The organism is Reinekea forsetii, from assembly GCF_002795845.1.
GTDB lineage: Bacteria > Pseudomonadota > Gammaproteobacteria > Pseudomonadales > Natronospirillaceae > Reinekea > Reinekea forsetii.
Window position 1 is genome coordinate 1,401,902 of sequence record NZ_CP011797.1, and the last position, 21,070, is coordinate 1,422,971.

Sequence of the window (21,070 nt, forward strand, 5' to 3'; positions counted from 1 at the left end):
TTAGATCGGCCAACCGACGGCGTCGACTGAATCTAAGGGCAGTAACGTTTGGTCGCTGGCCCAGCGTTGGACAAACTCACCGTCCGGGTCATAAATTTTAGCCTGTTTGCGCAAATCGAAGTGGCGGTGCCCGCGCGGGTCGGCACCGACCCCCGCCAGATACTGCCAATTGCCCCAGTTCGAGGCAACATCATAGTCTATCAGCTGTTCCTCCAAATAGGCCGCACCATGACGCCAGTCTAAGCCGAGCTCATGCACAAAGCAGCTGGCCACCAATTGGCGGCCTCTATTGGACAGATAGCCGGTGGCATTGAGGGATTTCATACAGGCGTTAATAAGGGGGTAGGGCGTATTGCCGACACACCATTTTTTGAACCGTTCTGGGTAAAAGCTGGTCGCCGGCGCGCTCTGGTTAATGCCGGCAAAGGCAAATAGGCGTTGTGAATATTTGTGGCCGTACCATTGAAAATACTCACGCCATAGCAGTTCAAAGAAAATCCAGTAGGTCGAATCATTGGCGCCGACCCGTGCTTCATATTGTTGCAGCTGCTGCAGAATACGGCGCACCGAGAGCGAGCCGTTGGCCAGCCAGGGTGAGAATTTTGTCGAATAATCCAGGCCATCTAAGCCATTGCGCGTCTGCTTATAATCGCTTGCCAGATCCCGGGCGAAGTAACCTCTAAGATGCGCCTGTCCGGCATGAGCTCCTCCAGTAAACAGAGGCGAGGTGTCGGTGCTGGCGGGGAAGTGTTCTTGCCAAACCGTTTGCCAGGCCAGATCGGCTACTCGCGCGGGCGCAGGCAGTGAGCTGGGCGCAGCAAGTGGCGCCGCGATCAACGTAGTGATTTTTTGCCGCTCAATCAGGCGCCGAAAACCGGAAAAACTATCGGGCAATTGGTCCAGCGCGAAGGGCAGTTGCGCCGGCTCAAACAGGGTATGGGTATGGCATTCGGTGAAGCTAAGTTGGCTGTAGCGCTTCGCCAAGGTCTGCCAAAGAGTGTTTTCATAGTGGCCGACATGGTTAGAGCGATAGAGATGGGTAATGTTATGCACGGTGATCAGTTGCGCAATGGCCTCCAGAGGAGACTCTAGGCGGACCACCAACCTCTGACCGTAGTGGTTGAGCTGGGCGTCTAAATCTTCCAGTGACGCAAATAAAAACTCTCGCCGATGGGCTGATAGCCCGGCCGGCAGCTTCGAGCCCGGCCCGGTTACTAAGGTTTCTGCGCAGTACAGGCAGATTAGCGTGTCGACTTCAGCCGCAGCCCGCAAGAGTGCGGCGTTATCGTCTACACGAAGATCATGGTTAAACCAAAACAGGCCGACCTTGTTCATATGCGAGTTTCTCCGCGCCAGCGCGCTGATTGAAATAAATGAGTCGGGTAATTACGCCGCAGGCCGCCATTTAGACTTATGCGCGGGTCGGGTAAAGGCATCTGAATCACCCCGCCAGCCGTATATCTGCACCAATCATCCCGATAACGAAAAACCCTATGGTTGAACAAGTGCCCCCAGCCACCAAGCGATACCCTCTGACCTCACTGCTCGGCGATCTGGGTGTACTGCCCTTTGTGCTACTCGCAGGCCTAATGGTTCAGGCCGCTTTGAGTGGTTTGGGCTGGTACAGCGCGGTGCTGTTCGGACTGTCGGCGGCGCAGGGTTTTATGGCCTACAGTGCGGTCATTCTGAGTTTCTTAGCGGGCGCACTTTGGGAGCGCAGCCGGCTGGCGCAGTCGGATGGCCCGACCGGACAGGCCAGGGCGTTGATCCTGTTGAGCAACCTGGTTGCTCTAGTGGCTTGGTCTTGCTTGCTGCTGTTCTCTGTAGCGCCAAATATCATGATCCTAACCATTTGCCTGCTGGCGCTGAGTTATATCAGTTTGCTCTGGGTCGAACGGTCAAGCCAAGCATTTAGTTCTACGCGCGCCCTATTCGGCGGAAGCTATGAGTCGATGCGTTTACGCATTACCTTAATAGTGGTGAGTGGGCACCTTTTGGTCGCCGCGGTGATGGTCGCGGAGCTAGCTTAGCGAGCGCGCAGCGCAGCAGTACTCGATACCCCTTACACCAGACATTATGCCAGCCAGAGGTAAGAATATGGCCAGTACCAGTACCAGTACCAGGACCAACAGTGCAACCAAGCCCCTAGCCGGCCTCGCAGATGCCGTGTTAAACGCCAGTGAGCTGTCGCGCGTGGTGGAAATGGCCTGGGAAGACCGCACCCCCTTTGAAGCCATCGAACAACTCTTCGGCCTTAACGAGTCGGCCGTTATTCGATTGATGCGCGCTCAGCTGAAGCCGCGTTCGTTTCGGCTCTGGCGCCAACGAGTCACCGGGCGTAAAACCAAGCATTTGCAACTGCGCTCGCCTGATGTGGCTCGCGCCTATTGCCCAACTCAATACAAACGTTAAAAGGGTTCAGAAGATGCATTATATCCGCCAATTGCTCTGGTCAAGCTGCCTGAGCCTAGGACTAATCGCCAGTAGTATGGCCGAGGAATCGATGATGATCGACAAATTTGACGCGCAGCCGGAGCTGCGCTGGAAGTACTTCAGTGACCAGGTCATGGGCGGGGTCTCCCAAGGCCGGGCTGAGTTTGAGGCCGAGCAGGGCGCACCCGTTGTGCGTTTGAGCGGTCAGGTCAGCACCGCCAACAATGGCGGCTTTATTCAAATAAGACGCGATATCGCCAAAGGCAGCGTCGACTCAGCCACCGGTGTCTACCTAACCGTACGCGGCAATGGCCAACTCTATTACCTGCATCTGCGCACCTCGCGTAGCCTCATGCCATGGCAATACTATCAGGCGAGCTTTCAAACCAGCGAGCAATGGCAGACCATTCAATTGCCTTTGTCGGCCTTTGAACGCTCCAGCAGCTGGCTCAGTAAATCGCCCAAGGCCTCGAGCCTGCGTAACCTAGGCATTGTCGCGTTTGGACGGGACCATATTGCCGATCTTGAAATTGCCGAGATTGGGTTTTATTGACCCGCTCTCGTGCTCGTCAACGTGCCCATCGTCAATATAGTGCGTTTAGATTAGCACTCGGCAGCCCGATAGCTGCCGGGTGACACGCCTTTCCACAGAGTAAAGGCGCGAATAAAGGAATTAACCTCTTGGTAGCCGAGTAAAAATGAAATTTCGCCCAACGATAAGTGGCGCCGATTGAGATAGTGCTCCGCCAAGTCGCAGCGCAGCGTTTGCAGTACCGAGTGGTAGTTATCGGACTCGTCCGTTAGCTTTCTTTGCAAGGTTCTTTTGCTGAGTGCGAGCTTCTCCGCAACGGCTTCAATGGAACTGACACCCGTGGGTAATAATTCCATTAACACCGCCTGAACCTTCTCAACCGCGTTGGCGCTTGTTGTCAGCTCTGTCAGTGTCTTATTCAGTGCACCGGCAAAGACATGCCACATGGGCACATTGGCCGTTAAGAAGGGCCGGGCAGCGTCCCGAGCCGAGAAACAAACTTCGACTCGATCTCCAGCGACCAGTGGGCAGCCAAAGTAAGCCTGGTAAGCGGCTAGGTCCTCCGGCAGCTCCGGCAATATAACCTTGCTGGGTACGATGAATTCTCTGGTCGCCAATCGAGCCAACTGGGTAAAGAACACCAATTCGCTCAACTGCAAAGCGCTGGGTAAGTTAGCCCCATAGCCATAGCAGCTGATGATTAAGGAAGTCTCACGGTCACCGACGCTGAGCGCCAAATTTATCGGCCCTATTAACGGTTTGTACTGTTTAATGCGGGCCAGGGCGGTATTTAAATCCGGACTGCAAATGGCGGCAAAGACCGGCGGATCAAAGGCCTCGACTGAAATAGCAGCGGCCAGCAATAACGGTACCTGTCGCTTACCTGCCGCCATTTCAATGCCATGCCAAAAGCGAAAGTATTCAATTGGCTTGAGCGTGGCATGTTCCAGGCTGAGAAGGTCGCACGGTAATTTGGCATAGGCCAACACCAGTTGACTGTCGATTTCCATATCGCGCAAGATGATTTTCCAGCCTGCAGATACCTTAAAATTACTCGCGCTCTTCATCTAAGTTGGCCCACGTTAGGACGTTTTTTCCATCGCTTTGCGAGAAATTTTTAACAATATTTTTCTCGGCAACAGAGGGATAATCCAATTTAGCGCAAACTTAAGGCCGGCTTCATTGAACGCGACCAACTCACCCTGCTCCATCGCTGTATAGCCGCATTGCGCCACCGAGCGCGCTGTTTTGGCGTTTTTAAAAATATCAACGCCTTCGAGATTTCCGGCCGAGACAAAGCCGGTTGCGACGGGGCCCGGACACAGGGCCGTGGCGGTGACATTAAACTCCGCCATTTCTTGTGCGATGGCCTGGGTAAAGGAGGTGACAAAGGCTTTGCTGGCATAATAGACCGCCTGCAGAGGGCCCGGCATAAAGGATGCCGTGGAGGAAATGTTGAGAATTTTACCCTGCCTGCGTGCCACCATGCCTTGGCTATAGTGGTGGGTCAGGTTGGTCAGAGAAATCATATTAACTTGCATCATTTGCTGCTCGGCAAGCAGGCTGCGCTCATGAAACAGTCCATGGCCGCCAAAACCGGCATTGTTGATCAAGGTGTCGACCTGCAGCCCCAGCTTTTCGGTCTGATCGAAAATACGCTGCGCCGACTCCGGCTGCGCCAGGTCTTCTACGATCACCGTAACGCTGATGCCATGTTGCGCGCTTAACTCCTCTGCTAACGCGTTCAGTTTAGCTTCAGAGCGGGCCACCAGTATCAGGTTGCCACCCTTTTGCGCGTGAATACGCGCCAACTCCAAGCCAATACCACCGGATGCGCCCGTGATTAGTGCTGTATTTGACATTGTTATGCTCCCCTGAATTTGCTGTTAATGTGCGGTTGGTTGGTTGGTTGGTTGATTGGTTGGTTGGTTGGTTTGTTGGTTTGTTGGTTGGTTGATGCATGCAGTGTAGGGCAGTAGTAAGCGCCATGCACTCGCGAAACACGCCAATCGACTTGCTGATGGCGCCAATATGCTCTCCGGTTTAGAGTGAATTCTTAGGCTCAAGCGCCTGTGGCCTAGCAGCAAAGGCTAACAGCATGGCCGGGGAGCCGATCGTGAGAGCGCCGAGGTGAGTCTGTAAGGATTCAGGCAACCCTTCCTCAGCCGAACAACCTATTTGCAGCAGCCTCAAAGGGTCTATATCTTAGCAGAATCGACTAACGGGACGACTCAGGGAATAAGCCATGAAGATTGATGATTTACCGTTTGGTACTACAGACTGGAGTGAAGTCGACGCCACCGAACATCCCGGTGAAACCGGCGCAGCCTATTGGCGCACACGCCACTTTGGCGATCTCAGGGTGCGTATGGTGGAGTATTCAGCCGGGTATTTAGCGGATCACTGGTGTTCCAAGGGGCATATTCTATTGTGCTTGGCGGGCGAGCTGCACACCCTGCTCGACGATGGCCGTGAGTTTATACTCCGTCCGGGTATGAGCTACCAAGTTGCCGATAATGCGGAGGGGCATCGCTCGTCCACGACTGGCGGCGCTAAGTTGTTTATCGTCGATTAGCGGCCATAGCTATGTTGAACCGCCATCAGTGATTCCTGCACCCGGCGATTTTAGGCGCTGCGCTTCGGCGCCGGTTTTAGATCAGCGGGCTGACATACTTGTGCAGCTCGGTTTCCAGATGGGTGACGCAAGCCCGCAGCTTGGCTGAGGTTTCCAGGCGCGCCGGATAGATTGCATTGATATGCGCCGGCTGCCAATAGTCCGGTAAGATCCGTACCAGCGCGCCGCTGGCCAGTTCGTCTTTAATGTTCCAGAGTGAGCGCAGCATAATGCCCTGGCCGCTCAAGCACCATTGTTTAGCCACCTCACCATTATTGGTCATTAGCGCAGCCGCCAGCTGAATAGAGACCGCCCCCTTGGCCGTTTCAAGACGCCAACGACCGTAGCTTTGGTCCCGTTCTCGGATGCCAATGCAGCGCTGTTGGTTGAGGTCTTGAAGCGTCCTGGGAACCCCCGCATGCTCCAAATAGCTCGGCGCGGCGCATAAGACGCGGTAGTTAATCGCCAGCGGTTTGGCGATCAGATTTTGCGCCAGAGCCCCGCCGACGCGCAATTCGATATCGAAACCTTCCGAGATCAGGTCAATCGGACGGTCCAGTAATTCCAAATCGATTTCCAGTTCCGGGTATTGCACCACCAGATCGGCAATGATCGGTGCGACACACTGACAGCCAAAGCCCGTGCTGGTTGCGATGCGGATGCGGCCCCTGGGCACCTGCTGCTCGCGACCAATTTCAAGCTGCATTTGGGCAAAGGTATCCAGCAGGCGTTCGGAGCCGTCTAACGCGATCTTACCCTCTACGGTTAAGCGGACATGCCGGGCCGAGCGGAGAAACAGCTTTACCCCCAGGGTCTTCTCCAACAAACCAATCCGCTTGCTGATATAGGCCGGAGAGACATCCAACTCTTGCGCCGCCGCGCTGAAGCCCTCCAGGCGCGCCGCGGTGACAAACACTTTCACATCATCTAGAGGGGGTAGTAGGCTCACGATTTGTAATCCTTAATGTTACATATAAGTAATTGAATCACACTTTGTGTCCGTATTACCATCGACGGCTGATAACCCTAAAGCTTTTTTTGTACGTTCTGCCATGGAGTTGAATATGTCTACGATAAAGATCGCGGTAATCCCAGGTGATGGCATTGGTAAAGAAGTGATCCCTGTGGGGATGCGAGCCCTGGAGGCGGCGGGGCGTAAGCATGGCGTCGAGTTCGAATGGACAGAATTTAACTGGTCGTGTGAAACCTATCATCAGACCGGCCGCATGATGCCCGAAGACGGTATCGAACAACTGAGTAAGTTTGATGCCATCTATTTGGGCGCCGTGGGTTTTCCCGGGGTACCGGACCATATTTCCCTGTGGGGCCTGCTGTTACCGATCCGGCGTGCGTTCGATCAATACGTTAACCTGCGCCCGGTGCGCTTGTTTGAGGGGGTGCCGTGCCCCTTGGTCGGCAAGCAGCCGGGGGATATCGATTTTTACGTGGTGCGGGAGAACGTGGAAGGCGAATACTCGTCGATTGGCGGTATTCAGTACGAAGGTACTGAGCACGAGATTGTCTCTCAGCAAAGCCTGTTCACCCGTCGTGGCACCGATCGCATTATCAAATACGCCTTCGACTTGGCGCAAAGCCGAGCGAAGAAACACCTGAGTTCGGCGACCAAGTCCAATGGTATCTATCACTCCATGCCCTATTGGGATGGCCGAGTGGCCGAGATCGCCCAGTCGTATCCGGAGGTTAACGTCGATCAGTTCCACATCGATATTCTCACCGCCAACTTTGTCCGTATGCCGGAGTTTTTTGATGTCGTAGTTGGCTCCAACCTGTTTGGCGATATTCTGTCCGATCTCGGCCCGGCCTGCACAGGCACCATTGCCATCGCACCCTCGGCCAATATCAACCCGGAAAAAACCTTTCCCTCGATGTTTGAACCGGTCCACGGCTCGGCTCCGGATATAGCCGGGCAAGGCATTGCTAACCCACTGGGTACTATTTGGGCCGGCGCGATGATGATGCAACACCTGGGCTTGCCAGAGATGCATGACAGTCTGATGCAAGCTATGGAGAGCGTGTTGCGTGAGGCCGAGCATCTGACGCCCGATATGGGCGGCCAGGCCAATACATTGGCGCTGGGCGCTGCGGTTGTAGCCGCAATCGAGCACGCCGCGATTGCCTGAGGCGGTTAATCCCTTAGACGGTGGTTAAATAACAGAGCCAAAAAAGCCACCCTAGGGTGGCTTTTTTATGGTTGGTCATTTAGTGCGGGTCGTTTAATGCGCAGAGTTTTACAGCACCGAATCAACCTTATTGGCGCAATCAGCCGCCGAGGTCGGCAACGCCACATTCGTCAGGGCGGAAACACCATTTACATCCAAAACCAGGTTGCCAGACTCAATCGTGCCATCAACATCGGACTCGAAGCGGAAAGTGTTTGCTTCAATCTTGGCTTTCATCTGGCCATCAAACGTCTGACCTTCATAATCTAATTTTAACGATACGGCCCCAGTTGCACCGTTTCCCCATCTGCCGCCGATAAACTCATTCACAAAACTGTCTTCCGGGTCGGAGCTGGTTGCAGAGCTGACGTTCACGCATAGGCCTAACTTGCCACCCGTTGACTCAGCCGTTCCGGCCAGGTAAAGGGCGATGTAGGCGCCGGGTAACACGTCATCAGCCTGGGAACCTGTGGGCTGTAAAACAAACCACCCACCGCCCCAAACGGTATCGGAGGATAACTTGGCATTATTGACCGCAGCGGTTACCTCTGTGACATCAAAGTCGGTGTTGTTGGTCACTGCCGCCTTCCCGACGGTGACCAAGCTGGTGGTGATACTAGTAATATCAAATCCTACTGTGTCATCCGTTAAGGTGGTTTTGAGTGAAGCGCTTAGGGTATCTATGCCCGAATCGAGTATTTTCTTGATAGCCTCGGCGTCGGTACCGCTGGCCTCCTTCTTGACCAACTGGGAGATCACCTCGGAGGCTTTTAACAGCGCTCTCACATCGGCGTCTGTATTTGTAATATCAGCTATCTTGTTAATCTCGACATTTAAAGCCAACAGTCGAGCCGAGACCGAGCTTTGCTTGGTCGCATCTGTCGACACCTCAGTTACCAAGCTGGTTAGCATCGTTGTATCAAACTGCGCGGGGGCGACCTTATTGGTGGCAATGCTTTTCGAAAGGCTCTTAATCAGCTTCTGTTGGGCTGCCGTTTCCGTGCTGTCTGCATCGGCCGAACCGGTTAAGATGTCCATCATGCTTTGTACCGCGACGGCGTTGGCCAGTAAGCGTTTGTTTTTGTCACTGTTGGCTGCTGAAAAGTCGACCCGTAAGTCCTCATCCGATTCGATCCCCATTGCTGTGCGGATGTCTTCGCGCTCCGTATCATCGGTTGCCGCACTTAACAGGGTGGTAAGGGGTGACATCACCAGTGGCGTGTCTGAAACGCCTGACTCATCAAAGGTGCTGGTCATGGCCATGACGCCCTTTAACTTTTCACCGGTACTAAGATCGATGCCGCCCTCAATGCGAATCGTCATTGAATCCATCGAGCTGCCAAATACCAGGCAATAGCGCTGGTATTCATCCGAAATCTCCGGCAGGTCGCAATAGTTTTCACCGGATATGGGATTGTTGCTGTAGTAACCTTGGCTGTCGGTATAGGCGAAGGGTTCAAAGTCATCCACGGCATAGTCGTCATTGCTGTCGACCCAGACCTTACCGCCGGCCACTCGGCCATCGACCGCCAAGCCATTGAGACTTTGACGACTGTCAACGCCGGAAGAATCTTGGGGCGCTACTTCACAACCGGTGAGCGCTATGGATACCATTAACGCCGGTAATGCAAAAAGATAGTGAGTCATAGTTGTCTCCGGCCTTAAAAAGCCAAATTAATGGAAGCGGAAGCCGATGCACTGCGCAACGAATTGCCCTGGGTGCTGAGATCGTCGCTGAAAAGGTCAGCCAGAACGGCGGTGATCTGAGTATCGATTTGTAAAAAATTGAACAGACTCAAGCCCAGGCCCAATTGTGTGGGTTCAGGGTCGAGCAAGTCTTTACCGTAACCCAAGCGCAGGCGCGGCCAATACCATTGGGTCGGTTGCAGCATTAAGCCTAAGTTTAGTTGTTGGCTTTGATCGCCAAAGAGATCATTTTTGCGCCATAGATCGATCGCACCGGCCACAGCCACCGAGTTGTCTAAGAAGGTATGACTGATATCGACGGTCATGCTCGGCGTTAATCGGTGGCTTTCTTGCAAGGTAATATCGCCGATCGAGGCAAAAAACTCAGCGTGAAAACAATCGAGTTGGTCGTTGGCATCAGTGATGCTCGCGCAGTTGCCACCGAGCACATCATAGTCTAACTCTGGGCTGTTCAGGTGGTACAGCGTGATGCCCAGCAAGGTCTCTTGGCGTTGCAAGGTGATGCCGGCATCGAGCGAGACATTATAGTTAAAATCGGAAAAGCCACCCGTTATATCATCGGTAATATCGTCCATTAATACACCGGAGTCGTCTGTTGCTTGGCGGGCAAGTTCCTTAATAGGGTAGAGGTTTTTTTGCAAGTTATAGGCGATTAGAGTCGCGCGTAGCCCGGCCACCGCATTGATACCCTGACGCGAGGTGAAATCGATTGCCGGTAACTCACGTGACCAAGCAATATCAGCGTTGAACACCTGAGCCTGCTTTAAATACAACGACGATGTTGTGCGAATAAAATCGATTGGGTCAAGTTCTTCGTCATCGGCGCTGGAATCGATGATTTGCTGCGCGTCGATATCAAAAGCGATCGGGCCGTGCAAGATGCTGGCGCGCGCCTGAGTAAGGGACGAGCCACTCAGGCTAAAGGTGCCAAATGACCCCGATTTGAAATTCCACGGCGTCAATGGCAGGCTGACAATGGCCCCTGGCTTGATATAAAAGCTATCGGCCAATAATTCGATATTGTCATCAAAGGTGCTTTCCAGCGTATTTATACCAGACAATACATCGCCAACGCTGGCATCACCGGTACCGAAATCCTCAAAGGTGGTCGCGATCGAGTCGACCTTGTCGGTCATGTTCTCAATCACGGTATTAAATTCACCCAAGCCCCTGAGCTGCACATTCGCGCTGAGGTCCAGTATTGATATGCGGCTTACATCGCCATTTGTGGCCGGCACGGCAGGATTAAATCGCCCTGAACTGCCCACCTTGGCATTGCTGATCGGGCCAAAGGTTACCGCAGGTCCGCTATTGAGGTAGTTAATGGTGTCGGCCCAAGCGACCGTTGCACACAGTAGGCTTATCGGAATTAGTATAGAACGCTTCAAGTAGAGCCCCTTTTGGCTGGAACAGGTTCATGCTGCACACTTGGCAAATTGGCAGATAAACAAAGAACTAGTATAGAGGGCTCAGTCGACAATTCAATAGCCCACGCCCACGCCCACGCTAATGGGCGCGTCGCGTTGCGCTCAGAGCAAAAAAACCTCTGGCCGCCTGGCTTTTGACGATTTTTTTTGCATTGACCCGGCTCTCAAACTGGGTTTTGGCGCGGAGTTTTTTGTCTTATGCGGTGGTGAGGGCTCGAAACGAACGACCCTTATGACCGAGATTGCAGGTACACTGCGGCGGAAGATGGCCAGTACCGATGGATTCTGAGCCTGTTGGCATCAGATGATCAGGCTGACCCTCTGATCCGAATAGCATCATGCGCTCAAGTGGCGCGATCCTAACCTTTTAAAAAAAGGTCTCAGTTGTGGAATTTAGCTTAAAACTCGCCTTCAGTGTTGTCGCCATCGTCTTGACCTTGGTAACGTTTATACCCTATATCCGCGCGATATTGTCGGGTGCAATCAAACCGCATGTTTTTACCTGGATCATTTGGGGAATAACCACGGTAATCGTATTTTTTGCGCAGCTTGAGGCCGAAGGGGGGATGGGTGCTTGGCCGATCGGAGTGTCCGGTGTGATTACCTGTTTTATTGCTCTGTTGGCGTTTTTAAAGCGTGCTGATATTTCAATTTCCAAAGTTGATTGGTTGTTCTTTCTCGCAGCTTTGGCTTCCTTGCCGATCTGGTTCCTGACATCCGACCCGCTCTGGGCCGTTGTGGCGTTGACTGGGGTCGACCTGCTGGGTTTTGGCCCGACCATTCGCAAGGCCTATCATTTTCCGCACGACGAAAACGTCTCCTTCTTTGTGTTTTTTGTGGCCCGTAATAGCTTTGCGATCCTCGCGTTAGAGCACTATTCGGTGACCACCGTGCTCTTTCCCGCGGCCATTATCGGCGCCTGTCTGGTTTTGGTGCTGATGATCAATACTCGGCGCCGACTGGTCTGGGCCTGAGGTTTAGACCCAAAAGGCCCTCGAATCGGCACTAAGGCCCAAACGCAGGCCTGGTCTGCAGTCTAGGTACCGACATAGAAGCCATTCTGGGTGGGCATCATCGGCTTGCTCGGAACGCCCAGTTGCGCAGCGGCATGGGCCGGCCAATAGGGATCGCGCAAGCTTTGGCGCGCGATCAACGCGATATCGGCCTGGCCGCTGGCAATAATGGCCTCAGCCTGATGGGCATCGATGATCTCACCGACCGCCATGGTCTTGATGCCGGTGGCTGCGCGAATTTGGCCGGCAATGCCAACCTGCTTGACGGTATGGTTGCCAATTGACGCTCGCGCCGCAGGCGTTGCGCCGCCGCCGGAACAATCGACCAGATCCACGCCGCGTTCGAGTAACCAACGCGTCATTTGAATATTGTCTTCTACCGTGAGCCCGCCCTCAGTCCAATCGGACACCGACAAGCGCACCGCCAAGGGCAGGTTTTCCGGCCAGACGGCCCGCACCGCCTCAACGGTTTCCAGCATCATCCGCGCTCGTCCGCGCAGATCGCCGCCGTAGGCATCGGTGCGGCGATTGACCAGGGGTGAAAAAAAGCTATGCAGCAGATAACCGTGCGCACCATGCAGCTCGACCATCTGGTAGCCGGCGGCTAGTGCGCGCAGGGTGCTGGCCACAAAGGCCTGTTGAATACGCTGGATATCGGCCAGGCTGATCATGCTGGGGGCCTTCATCAGTCGGGTACTGTCCTGATCGAACGCCTGGTCGGTCGGTGCGATCAGCGGCCAACCGCCTTGATCATCGGCCAGATGAGCGCCGCCGTCCCACGGTGCGGCAGCGGAGGCCTTGCGTCCGGCGTGACCCAATTGAATGGCCGGTACAGCGCCGTGCTGCTTGATTAGGTTATTGATCCGCAGCAACGGTTCAATCTGTCCATCTTGCCACAATCCGGCACAGCTCGGGGTGATTCGGCCTTCCGGCGAGACCGCCGTGGCTTCCGCGATAATCAGGCCGGCGCCACCAATGGCCCGGGACACCAGGTGGACCAGGTGCCAGTCATTGGCGACACCCTCCACCGAGCTGTATTGGCACATCGGCGAAATACCGATACGGTTGCGAAAATGCACATCTTTAATCTGTAAGGGCGAGAATAGGGCCGACATAGGAAATCTCTATCTGTGTTGGAAGACAGGCCCGACTCTTGTCGGGCCCTTGTGGGCTAACGTTCCAGTCGCCCGAAATAACGATCCTTGACTAGGCGCGTCTTGATGCCGAGTGTTAAGAAAGGATTCGGTGGTAACCAGGTCGGGGTCGGTCGCTGTTGAATGCGATCCATCTCATCGGTCCGCTCACCGATAGCCTGGTAGGCCAGTTGCTCGCCGAATAGGGTCGCCAGACCAATACCGCCGCCGTTATAACAACCGGCCACGCTGAGCGTGGGGCTGAGCTGTTCAAACAGGTTGGCGCTGTTGGCGCTGATGCAAGTAATGCCCGACCAGCTGTGTTCGATCAGATTGCTCGGCAGCGTTGGAAAGCGTTTGCGCAGACCGTCGCTGTGGCCCTGTACCCGCAACGCCAGCTGGCTCGCGGTCATATTAACCGACCATAGTGCTTCGGCGGTATTGCGAATCATAATCCGTCGATCGCCGGTCAAGCGGACGGTCGCGCCCATCGCTTGGGCCGATAAAAGGCCCCATTCCTGAGGGGATCCCAGGCTTTGGAATTCAGCCTCGGTGAGCTGGCGCGTTAGGCTGGCGGTCAGCGTCAAGGGAAACACGCGGTCCCGTTTCAGGCCGAGCGATGGTATAAAGCCATTGGTGCACACCAACAGCTGGTCGGCGTTGATGCGGCCCTTGGCCGTGGTCAACTGATGACGGCTGCCTGAACGAGTCCAGTTGAGTACCGGCGACTGTTCATAGAGGCTGACATTGGCGGGCAGGGCCTCGATCATGGCTCGGGCCAGTTTGGCCGGCTGCACCATAACTCCGCCAGCGGTGTGCACCGCCATGCGATAGAAGTCGGTGCCCAGTCGGGTGCGCAGCGCCGGTGCTTCCATCAGCGTGTTGGCAATGTCACAGTCATCTAAGGTGCGGCTAAAGGTGCGCAACTTGGCCTCATTTTTCGCCAATGCCGTGGCATGGTACTTACCGCTGGCGTTCCAGTCACAATCGACCTGATAGCGCTCGACGAAGTTGGCGACGGTTTGAACCCCGAGTGCATTGAGCTGGTATTTCTGTTTGTAATGGCTCAGGCCATTTTCGGACATATGCCCGTCATTCAACGTGGAGTCGACCAAATAACCAGAATTGCGGGCGCTGGCTCCCTCACCAGCGGCCTCTGCCTCGATCAGCACGATCTGATCATTGGGGCGGAGCAGCGCCAAGGTGCGTGCGGCAGCCAGGCCGGTGTAGCCGGCCCCGATAATCACCCAAGGACAATCGAGGTCTTGATTCAAGGCAGGCATAGCCGTTCGTGGCGGTAACAGGTTTAACCAGCCACAGCCCGGATCGTTTTTAGGCACCATTGGTTCTACTCAATTAGACGAGGGATTGAGTGGCTAATGTAGGATAATCAGGGTCTGAAAGACATCATCTTTTATGCTTATTACTATCAATTAACTGTGAACTTACGCCACCCAATGTAACGGCGTAATGATGGCCAGCCCAGTGGCTGTCCTGAGCGATCAAGCATTCGGCGGGGCGCCTGTTTAATCGGCCCAAAGGCCGGCCGGCCCGTCGTATCGATGACTTTTTAGTCAAGCCATCCGATTGTCGGCCCAATCGACCCGACAAAGGCCGTTATTTGCTTTTAGAGATTGAGTGACCGGATCAAAAGTGGTGTAGAATGTCGCACTGAATCGGGTGGCCAAGCCAAAGCACCCTAGTTACCCGTTGAGCCGGACTGCGTGTCTTGAGCCTTTTTTTACCGAAGTGACCCTAGCATGTTAAGACTGAACGAAATCAAGCTCGCGTTGAATCACAGCGAAGCCGATTTAAGAGCCGCCATTTGCGCAACTCTGGCTATCAGAGACGACGCGTTGCTCAGCTATAGCCTGTTCAAGCGCAGCTATGACGCGCGCAAGAAAAAAAACATCCTATTGATTTATCAGATTGATGCGCTCGTATCGCCCGAGCTCGAGACCCAGCTGCTCGGCCAGCTCGATAACTTGGTTGGCGTGCGGGCTACCCCCGATACCGGTTACCATTTTGTCGCCCAGGCGGAGCCAACATTCCCCACCGCCCAACAGGCGCGTCCGATCGTTATAGGCTTCGGCCCCTGTGGCATCTTGGCGGCCTTGCTGCTGGCGCAGATGGGTCTAAAACCGATTGTGCTCGAACGCGGTCAGGATGTCCGGCAGCGGACGCAAGATACTTGGGCGTTGTGGCGCAAGCGCGAACTCAATCCGGAGTCCAATGTGCAGTTTGGTGAGGGCGGGGCCGGAACCTTTTCCGATGGCAAATTGTGGAGTCAGGTGAAGGATAAACGTCATCTGGGCCGCAAGGTGCTGAGCGAATTTGTCAAAGCCGGCGCGCCGGAGGAAATACTCTTTGTCAGCAAACCCCATATCGGAACCTTTAAACTGGTGACGATGGTGGAACGGATACGGGCTGAAATCATCCACTTGGGTGGCGAGATTCGCTTTAATCAGAAGGTCTCTGAGTTACACCGCGATGCCCCAGTCGATGGCGGCACGGGACAGGTCACAGGTGTTACTCTGGCCGATGGCGAATTCCTGCCATCGCGCCATGTGGTTCTGGCCATCGGTCACAGCGCCCGGGACAGTTTTGAAATGCTCCTCGCGCAAGGCGTCTATATGGAAGCCAAACCGTTTTCAATTGGTTTTCGCATCGAACACCCCCAGTCGGTTATCGACAAGGCGCGTTTTGGCGCCAGTGCCGGACACCCGATTCTCGGTTCGGCCGACTATAAGCTGGTGCACCATTGTAAAAGTGGCCGCAGTGTTTACAGCTTTTGTATGTGTCCGGGCGGGACCGTGGTCGCGGCCGCATCCGAGCCGGGCGGGGTGGTCACCAATGGTATGTCGCAATATTCGCGTAATGAACGCAATGCCAATTCCGCCATCGTGGTCGGCATTACCCCGGAACAGGATTACCCGGAGCACGTCCTCGCTGGGGTCGATTTGCAGCGTAAGCTCGAGCGCCTGGCCTTCGAGCTGGGCGGCGGCGACTACAGCGCCCCCGCTCAACTGGTCGGTGACTTCCTTAATAACAAGCCATCAGTCAATCTCAGCGCGGTATCGGCCTCCTATCAGCCGGGTATCAGCCTGGGCGATCTGAGCAAGGCATTGCCAGCCTTTGCCATTGAGGCGCTGCGTGAAGCGATCCCGGCGTTTAACAAGCAAATTGACGGGTTTTCGATGGCCGATGCCCTGTTGACCGGGGTTGAGACGCGGACCTCATCGCCCATTTGCATTAAGCGCGGCGCTGATTTTCAAAGCATTAACACCTTGGGCCTGTATCCCGCCGGTGAAGGCGCGGGCTATGCCGGCGGCATCCTGTCAGCGGGAATCGATGGAATTAAGGTCGCCGAGGCCATCGCATTGGATCTCCTGAAGCCTGACACAGTAAGCGAGTCCTAAGGACCCAGCGCGGAGTAGCAGATGTATATTCCAGACATGTTCAGACAGGTCGATACAGCAGCGATGCAGCAGTTGATTGCCGAGCAACCGCTGGCAACCCTGGTGATGGCCACGGACGACGGCTTAGAGGCTAATCATATACCGCTCTATTGGGTCGATATCGACGCCGACACCGTGGTCTTGCGCGGCCATGTCGCCAAGGACAATCCAATGTGGCGCCAGTGCGCGGCGGCCACCGATGTCTTGGTGATCTTTGCCGGAGCGCAGCTCTACATGTCTCCCAGCTACTATGCGACCAAGCAGATCGACGCTAAGGTCGTCCCGACCTGGAATTATTTGAGCGTGCATTTGCACGGCGATTTGGTGGCAATTCACGACACCCAGTGGAAGCGCGAGATGTTAGATCGTTTAACCGATCAGCAGGAGGCCAGTCAGCCAGTCCCTTGGCAAGTAGCCGATGCGCCGGCCGCGCATGTGGAAAAGCTGATGGGCGCAATCGTCGGTTTGGAGTTCCGGGTGACCTCGATCGAGGGCAAGTGGAAGGCCAGCCAAAATCAGCCGCTGGTTAATAAAGTCAGTGTGGTGGATCATTTACGCAGCAAAACGGCGGACAATAGCCTGGCCATGGCCGACCTCGTCAGCCAATCAATACCCCGAAAACAACCCGAATAACGGTAGGCGAGGGCGCGCCTTGCGACCCCTACCCCCTGATCTTGCACCCTAACTAGAGACTATTATGGATTACGAATTTTCCTTTGATGATGACGGTAAACCGAATGCGGTTTTATCGATGGGTCATGAAGTATTGGGCCGTTGGCTGACCGAGGAATTGGGTCAAAACAGTTCAAAAATGGTTGACCTGTTGGCCGTTATTGACCTCTTGGACGGTGAGCAACTGATCGAGAAAAACATTCTCGGGCGTGACCTTAATCTGCGTTTAGAGCGTGAGACCGTCGAGGTCACCGCGCTGGAGCGAGAAGAGGATGAGGAATTCCCGGAGGAGACAAACCTGTATGAGTCGGAGTCGATTGCCGAATGTGGCCTACTCGATTTCAAGCAATTGCTCTTAGATTGGCAAGAGTTCGTCGCCTAACGAGCGCCCGATTGTTGGGCCAGCGACTGCCTTTCCGAGCAGAATCTCTGCTACCGACAGCGCTCGACCCGATGCACCAATTGCTCAATATCCGCATTGTCGTTATAGAGATGCGGCGACACCCGGAGGCCCAACTTGCGCGCATCAACACTGATATTGGCCTGCTCCAGGGCCACCATCAGCTTGGTTTGACGATCACCCAATTGCAAAATTACCGTGCCACTGCGCATCTGCGGCGCGTGGGGCGAGACCACGGCATCGCCCAGTGCCGCAATAACCTGATCGATTAGCTGTTGGTTGTGGGCTCTCAACACCTTCGATCCGATATTGGCAAAATATCCAATGCTGTGTGCGGCGAGCGCATAGGGAGCGATCGACGGGGTGCCGCCCCAGAAACGCATTGCGCCGGGGTGGTAACGAAAATCGTGAATATTAAATTCAAAGGGATTTTCATGACTGAACCAACCGACATCCATGGGCTGACAGTCATCGATGCGCTCAGGATGCACCCACAGATAGGCCGCACCCGGCCCGGAGCAAAGCCACTTAACGCTCGAGCCGACCATGAAGTCGGGCTGCAACTGGCTTAGATCTAAGGGCATGATGCCGGCCGACTGCGCAACATCGATCAGGCTCAGGGCGCCGCGTGCTCGGATCAGCGGAATGATATCGGCCAAGGGTGCCTGCACACCGCTGTTGGAATAGGCGTGGCTGACAAAGACCAGATCCACATCGGCACCGATATAGGCCTGCCAAACGGCAGCATCGGTTAGGTCCAAATGCTGGGGGATAAAGCGCAGTTCACAGTCAGCACCCAGCGCCTTCTGCATGGCAAAGCCCATACTGGGGAAGTCGACCTCACTCATCAGCACCACCGCCCCCGGACGCTGCAAGCGATCGAGCGACATCACCAGCTTGGTCACCGCACTGGACAGATTCGCCTGCGGGCAAAAGTCCTTGGCCGCGCCCTGGAACAGTTGGGCTAAGGCGGCGCTAAAGCGGTCGATCACCCCCAACCATTGACCCCAAGGCTCACGGCCAGAGTTTTGCCACGGGGCAAAGAAGGCCTGTTCCAGTGCGGCCGGTGCGCTATTCAACGGCCGGCCGACCGAATGGCTGAGCAGATAGCTGCCCGGGGCTAGACTGAAATCGCGTTTAGGGGTATCGATCATCGGTTCACTCCAGGGTGGCTTTGAGCTGTTGAATATCGTGAAAGCGGGTCAGGATATCCGAGCGTTGCGCGGCGGCACGTCGATCGCGTAGCTTTTCCAAAGCGGCCAACAGGACCGGCAGCGGCGGGCCACTGGCCGTGAGCTTGTCGAGATACTGCTCCGGCATTTGCGCCGAGGGCTGACTGATATACTTCTCAACCAACTGATTGTGATGCTGGCTCGCGGTTTCGCCATGGACCTGACACAACTCCAGCAGCAAGCTGAGGTTGGCCTGATACCAAGGCGCCTGGCTCTGGTCGCCGGCCGCGAGAAAGTAATCCAGCAGGCTGGTCCGGCGCATGCAATCGCGCAATATTTGCTGATCTTCCGGCATCATAAAGAGAAATTTATCAACCAACAGCTGGCCATAGGTCGGATCGTTGCCTTGGCACAGCCCGAGCAATAGATCGATCACATTGATGCCGGCAAAATCCCCCGCGTTGGCACCGCGATAGATCTGCGAGCCGACCCGATAGGGTTTGTAATAGGGTCGCACACAGTGGAAGAAACGTTGGGCATCGAGCTGCTCAAACAGATCGCTATTGGATTCGATGACCTGTTGTAAGGCCACTAGGGCGGCGCTCATCAGATCGTGCGTGAGCGGGTGCGAAATACCCAGGGGCTGAATCTTGATCAAGGCATCGGCGGCGCGCTTATAGGCGAGAATGCCGCGGGTGTTGTAATCGACAAAGAGTTGTTCATCGGGCAGGTTGGTAAAGCGTTTGTAGCGACCGTTGACCGCCCGGTTATGGGTGGTCAAATGCGCCGTGGCAAAGCGCGGCGTGACCCCAATGGAGGCACCGATTTGCAGCGCCAAAGCCGAGGCTTCGAGCAGCGGGGACTTAGTTTCGCGCGACGGCTCGGTGATCTCATGGCGCCGGCAAGCCGCCATATAAAGGCCGACATTACCCAACAGGTCGAAGGCCTTATCGAACCCCTGGTCGGTATTGCCTTCCGCCAGCAGCGCTGCGATCAGCGCTTGACCTTCCTGTTCCAAGCAAATCTTATAGTCTTCGCCAATTCCAGCGACGTTGGCGCGATCGGCCTGGGCAAAATAGAGGTCCTCTAGGGCGGAATTCAACTCGACAAATCGCGTTCGAATCCAGTCATCAAAAAGTTCCGTCTTGGCGGTGTTGGCTTTCATCTGTGATAACCTTAGCGGTGAGTATTTGTATTGGCCCATGTTCAGGAGCGCTCTACAGAGCGACGTGGCCACCCTAAACCACTGGCTCGGCCGAGCATAGCCAAGGGCGCGAATAGGTGCGCGCCGGACTGTTCATAATTCATGACTGTTTGGCTTATCAAGCGGGTAGGACACCCGCTTTAGTTTAGGCTGACCGATGACTCAGAAAATTCTGTGGTCAGGATTGATGCGCGGTGCTTTGACTGGCTAAAACTCGGTCGATCATGGCGGCGACACCGTCGTCGGCGCAGTCTGTGGTGACAACATTAGCGATCGCCTTAATATCGTCCGGTGCATTGCCCATGGCCACACCGACACCGCAGTCGCGCAACATCGTCAGATCGTTGTAACTGTCGCCGATCGCCATCACATCCGCCTTGTCGATGCCCAGCTTGGCGCAGATCACATCGATGCCCCGGCTCTTGTCGACGGCGCTATTGGTAAACTCCAAAAACACCGGTTTGGAAATGCTGATCATAAAGCGGCCGCCCAACGTTTTGCTCAGTTCTGCCTGCAGGGTCTTGATCTTGTCTGGCTCGGCGAGCATGAGCACCTTAGGGACCTTGGTCTGTATAACGCTTTTTAAGTCCGCGACGAGCTCAATGGGCATACCGGTGAGCGTCGCCTCCAGTTGGCTGTAGGGATTCATCTGTTCGGTGACGATGGCTCCCTCTATATAGGTTTGCATCAGCACGCCTTGGGCATGAGCGGTATCGACCAATAGGTCGCACTCGAGCTTGCTCAGGCAGGTCTCGAACAAGGTTTCGCGATTAGACCAGTCGGTCACGTACGCGCCATTGTAGGAAATCACATAGCCCCCTTGGGCCAAATGCAGCAGGTCGGCATAGCCGATCATGGCGGGGAAGGGACGGCCCGAAGCCAGGACGATGGTTAGGCCGGCAGCGCGGGCACGGGCAATGGCCGCCTGATTGGCCGGACTGATCTGGACAGCATCATTTAGCAGGGTATCGTCTAGGTCCATGACGATCATACGAACGTTAGCGTAAGGCATAGGTTTATCGCGTTCCAATAAAAAAATCGGTCGAATTATAACGGCATATTGATCGATTGTATCGACGCCAACGCCTCCAATGAGAAGTTTTCTCGTTGGAGGCCATCGAGTCG

The 21,070-nt window shown here is 55.0% G+C and carries 20 protein-coding genes; 9 read left to right on the forward strand and 11 right to left on the reverse strand.

All coding sequences use genetic code 11. From position 1 onward, the window contains the following. Positions 1–1,335: a DASH family cryptochrome gene (locus REIFOR_RS06515; protein WP_100256788.1), complete on the reverse strand. Its 1,335-nt coding sequence runs from the start codon at positions 1,333–1,335 to the stop codon at positions 1–3. A gap of 158 nt (positions 1,336–1,493) precedes the next feature. Here REIFOR_RS06515 and REIFOR_RS06520 point away from each other — a divergent pair, with 158 nt between their 5' ends. From REIFOR_RS06520 to REIFOR_RS06530, 3 genes are all read left to right on the forward strand, one after another. Continuing rightward, entirely contained in the window at positions 1,494–2,030 is a 537-nt protein-coding gene (locus REIFOR_RS06520) for a DUF3429 domain-containing protein (protein ID WP_100256789.1), read from the forward strand. Positions 2,031–2,166: 136 nt separating this feature from the next. After that, positions 2,167–2,412 (forward strand): TIGR03643 family protein, encoded by a 246-nt coding sequence (locus REIFOR_RS06525; RefSeq protein ID WP_264371433.1) that lies wholly within the window; start codon positions 2,167–2,169, stop codon positions 2,410–2,412. Between the two features lie 13 nt (positions 2,413–2,425). Then, the gene (locus REIFOR_RS06530) at positions 2,426–2,986 is read left to right on the forward strand and encodes a CIA30 family protein (protein ID WP_100256791.1); all 561 of its coding nucleotides are present in this window, start codon (positions 2,426–2,428) and stop codon (positions 2,984–2,986) included. Positions 2,987–3,036: 50 nt separating this feature from the next. Here the strand turns inward: REIFOR_RS06530 and REIFOR_RS06535 are convergent, their stop codons facing one another. Continuing rightward, positions 3,037–4,032: an AraC family transcriptional regulator gene (locus REIFOR_RS06535; RefSeq protein ID WP_100256792.1), complete on the reverse strand. Its 996-nt coding sequence runs from the start codon at positions 4,030–4,032 to the stop codon at positions 3,037–3,039. Positions 4,033–4,047: 15 nt separating this feature from the next. Beyond that, positions 4,048–4,827, reverse strand: a complete 780-nt coding sequence (locus REIFOR_RS06540; protein WP_100256793.1) for an SDR family NAD(P)-dependent oxidoreductase — start codon at positions 4,825–4,827, stop codon at positions 4,048–4,050. Positions 4,828–5,210: 383 nt separating this feature from the next. Between REIFOR_RS06540 and REIFOR_RS06550 the strand changes: the two genes are divergently transcribed. Further along, positions 5,211–5,540, forward strand: a complete 330-nt coding sequence (locus REIFOR_RS06550) for a DHCW motif cupin fold protein (protein WP_100256794.1) — start codon at positions 5,211–5,213, stop codon at positions 5,538–5,540. Between the two features lie 76 nt (positions 5,541–5,616). On the opposite strand, the gene REIFOR_RS06555 is transcribed toward REIFOR_RS06550, so the two are convergent. Continuing rightward, entirely contained in the window at positions 5,617–6,528 is a 912-nt protein-coding gene (locus tag REIFOR_RS06555) for a LysR substrate-binding domain-containing protein (RefSeq protein WP_100256795.1), read from the reverse strand. Between the two features lie 115 nt (positions 6,529–6,643). Here REIFOR_RS06555 and REIFOR_RS06560 point away from each other — a divergent pair, with 115 nt between their 5' ends. Continuing rightward, on the forward strand, positions 6,644–7,720 hold the full coding sequence (locus REIFOR_RS06560; protein ID WP_100256796.1) for a tartrate dehydrogenase: 1,077 nt from the start codon (positions 6,644–6,646) through the stop codon (positions 7,718–7,720). A 108-nt stretch (positions 7,721–7,828) separates the two neighbouring features. On the opposite strand, the gene REIFOR_RS06565 is transcribed toward REIFOR_RS06560, so the two are convergent. Both REIFOR_RS06565 and traF read right to left on the reverse strand, forming a co-directional pair. Continuing rightward, positions 7,829–9,406: a hypothetical protein gene (locus REIFOR_RS06565; protein WP_100256797.1), complete on the reverse strand. Its 1,578-nt coding sequence runs from the start codon at positions 9,404–9,406 to the stop codon at positions 7,829–7,831. A gap of 14 nt (positions 9,407–9,420) precedes the next feature. After that, complete coding sequence (gene traF / locus REIFOR_RS06570; protein WP_100256798.1) at positions 9,421–10,854, reverse strand: conjugal transfer protein TraF; 1,434 nt, start codon at positions 10,852–10,854, stop codon at positions 9,421–9,423. A 425-nt stretch (positions 10,855–11,279) separates the two neighbouring features. Between traF and REIFOR_RS06580 the strand changes: the two genes are divergently transcribed. Further along, on the forward strand, positions 11,280–11,867 hold the full coding sequence (locus REIFOR_RS06580) for a hypothetical protein (RefSeq protein ID WP_100256800.1): 588 nt from the start codon (positions 11,280–11,282) through the stop codon (positions 11,865–11,867). A gap of 62 nt (positions 11,868–11,929) precedes the next feature. On the opposite strand, the gene REIFOR_RS06585 is transcribed toward REIFOR_RS06580, so the two are convergent. Together REIFOR_RS06585 and REIFOR_RS06590 are read right to left on the reverse strand one after the other, a co-directional pair. Further along, on the reverse strand, positions 11,930–13,021 hold the full coding sequence (locus tag REIFOR_RS06585) for an NADH:flavin oxidoreductase/NADH oxidase (RefSeq protein WP_100256801.1): 1,092 nt from the start codon (positions 13,019–13,021) through the stop codon (positions 11,930–11,932). Between the two features lie 56 nt (positions 13,022–13,077). Then, entirely contained in the window at positions 13,078–14,322 is a 1,245-nt protein-coding gene (locus tag REIFOR_RS06590) for an NAD(P)/FAD-dependent oxidoreductase (RefSeq protein ID WP_227003783.1), read from the reverse strand. A gap of 477 nt (positions 14,323–14,799) precedes the next feature. Here REIFOR_RS06590 and REIFOR_RS06595 point away from each other — a divergent pair, with 477 nt between their 5' ends. The 3 genes from REIFOR_RS06595 (at position 14,800) to REIFOR_RS06605 (ending at position 17,551) form a co-directional block, all read left to right on the forward strand. Next, positions 14,800–16,458 (forward strand): NAD(P)/FAD-dependent oxidoreductase, encoded by a 1,659-nt coding sequence (locus REIFOR_RS06595; RefSeq protein ID WP_100256803.1) that lies wholly within the window; start codon positions 14,800–14,802, stop codon positions 16,456–16,458. 21 nt (positions 16,459–16,479) lie between these two features. Beyond that, the gene (locus tag REIFOR_RS06600) at positions 16,480–17,130 is read left to right on the forward strand and encodes an FMN-binding negative transcriptional regulator (protein ID WP_100256804.1); all 651 of its coding nucleotides are present in this window, start codon (positions 16,480–16,482) and stop codon (positions 17,128–17,130) included. 64 nt (positions 17,131–17,194) lie between these two features. Further along, the gene (locus tag REIFOR_RS06605; protein WP_100256805.1) at positions 17,195–17,551 is read left to right on the forward strand and encodes a YacL family protein; all 357 of its coding nucleotides are present in this window, start codon (positions 17,195–17,197) and stop codon (positions 17,549–17,551) included. A 50-nt stretch (positions 17,552–17,601) separates the two neighbouring features. Here REIFOR_RS06605 and REIFOR_RS06610 read toward each other — a convergent pair whose 3' ends face one another. The 3 genes from REIFOR_RS06610 to REIFOR_RS06620 all read right to left on the reverse strand — a co-directional run bounded on the left by REIFOR_RS06610 (position 17,602) and on the right by REIFOR_RS06620 (position 20,957). Then, positions 17,602–18,723, reverse strand: coding sequence for an aminotransferase class V-fold PLP-dependent enzyme (locus tag REIFOR_RS06610; RefSeq protein WP_100256806.1), 1,122 nt, complete (start codon positions 18,721–18,723; stop codon positions 17,602–17,604). A gap of 4 nt (positions 18,724–18,727) precedes the next feature. Continuing rightward, positions 18,728–19,906: a PrnB family protein gene (locus REIFOR_RS06615; protein WP_100256807.1), complete on the reverse strand. Its 1,179-nt coding sequence runs from the start codon at positions 19,904–19,906 to the stop codon at positions 18,728–18,730. A gap of 217 nt (positions 19,907–20,123) precedes the next feature. Beyond that, on the reverse strand, positions 20,124–20,957 hold the full coding sequence (locus REIFOR_RS06620) for a Cof-type HAD-IIB family hydrolase (RefSeq protein WP_100256808.1): 834 nt from the start codon (positions 20,955–20,957) through the stop codon (positions 20,124–20,126). Positions 20,958–21,070 lie beyond the last annotated feature (113 nt).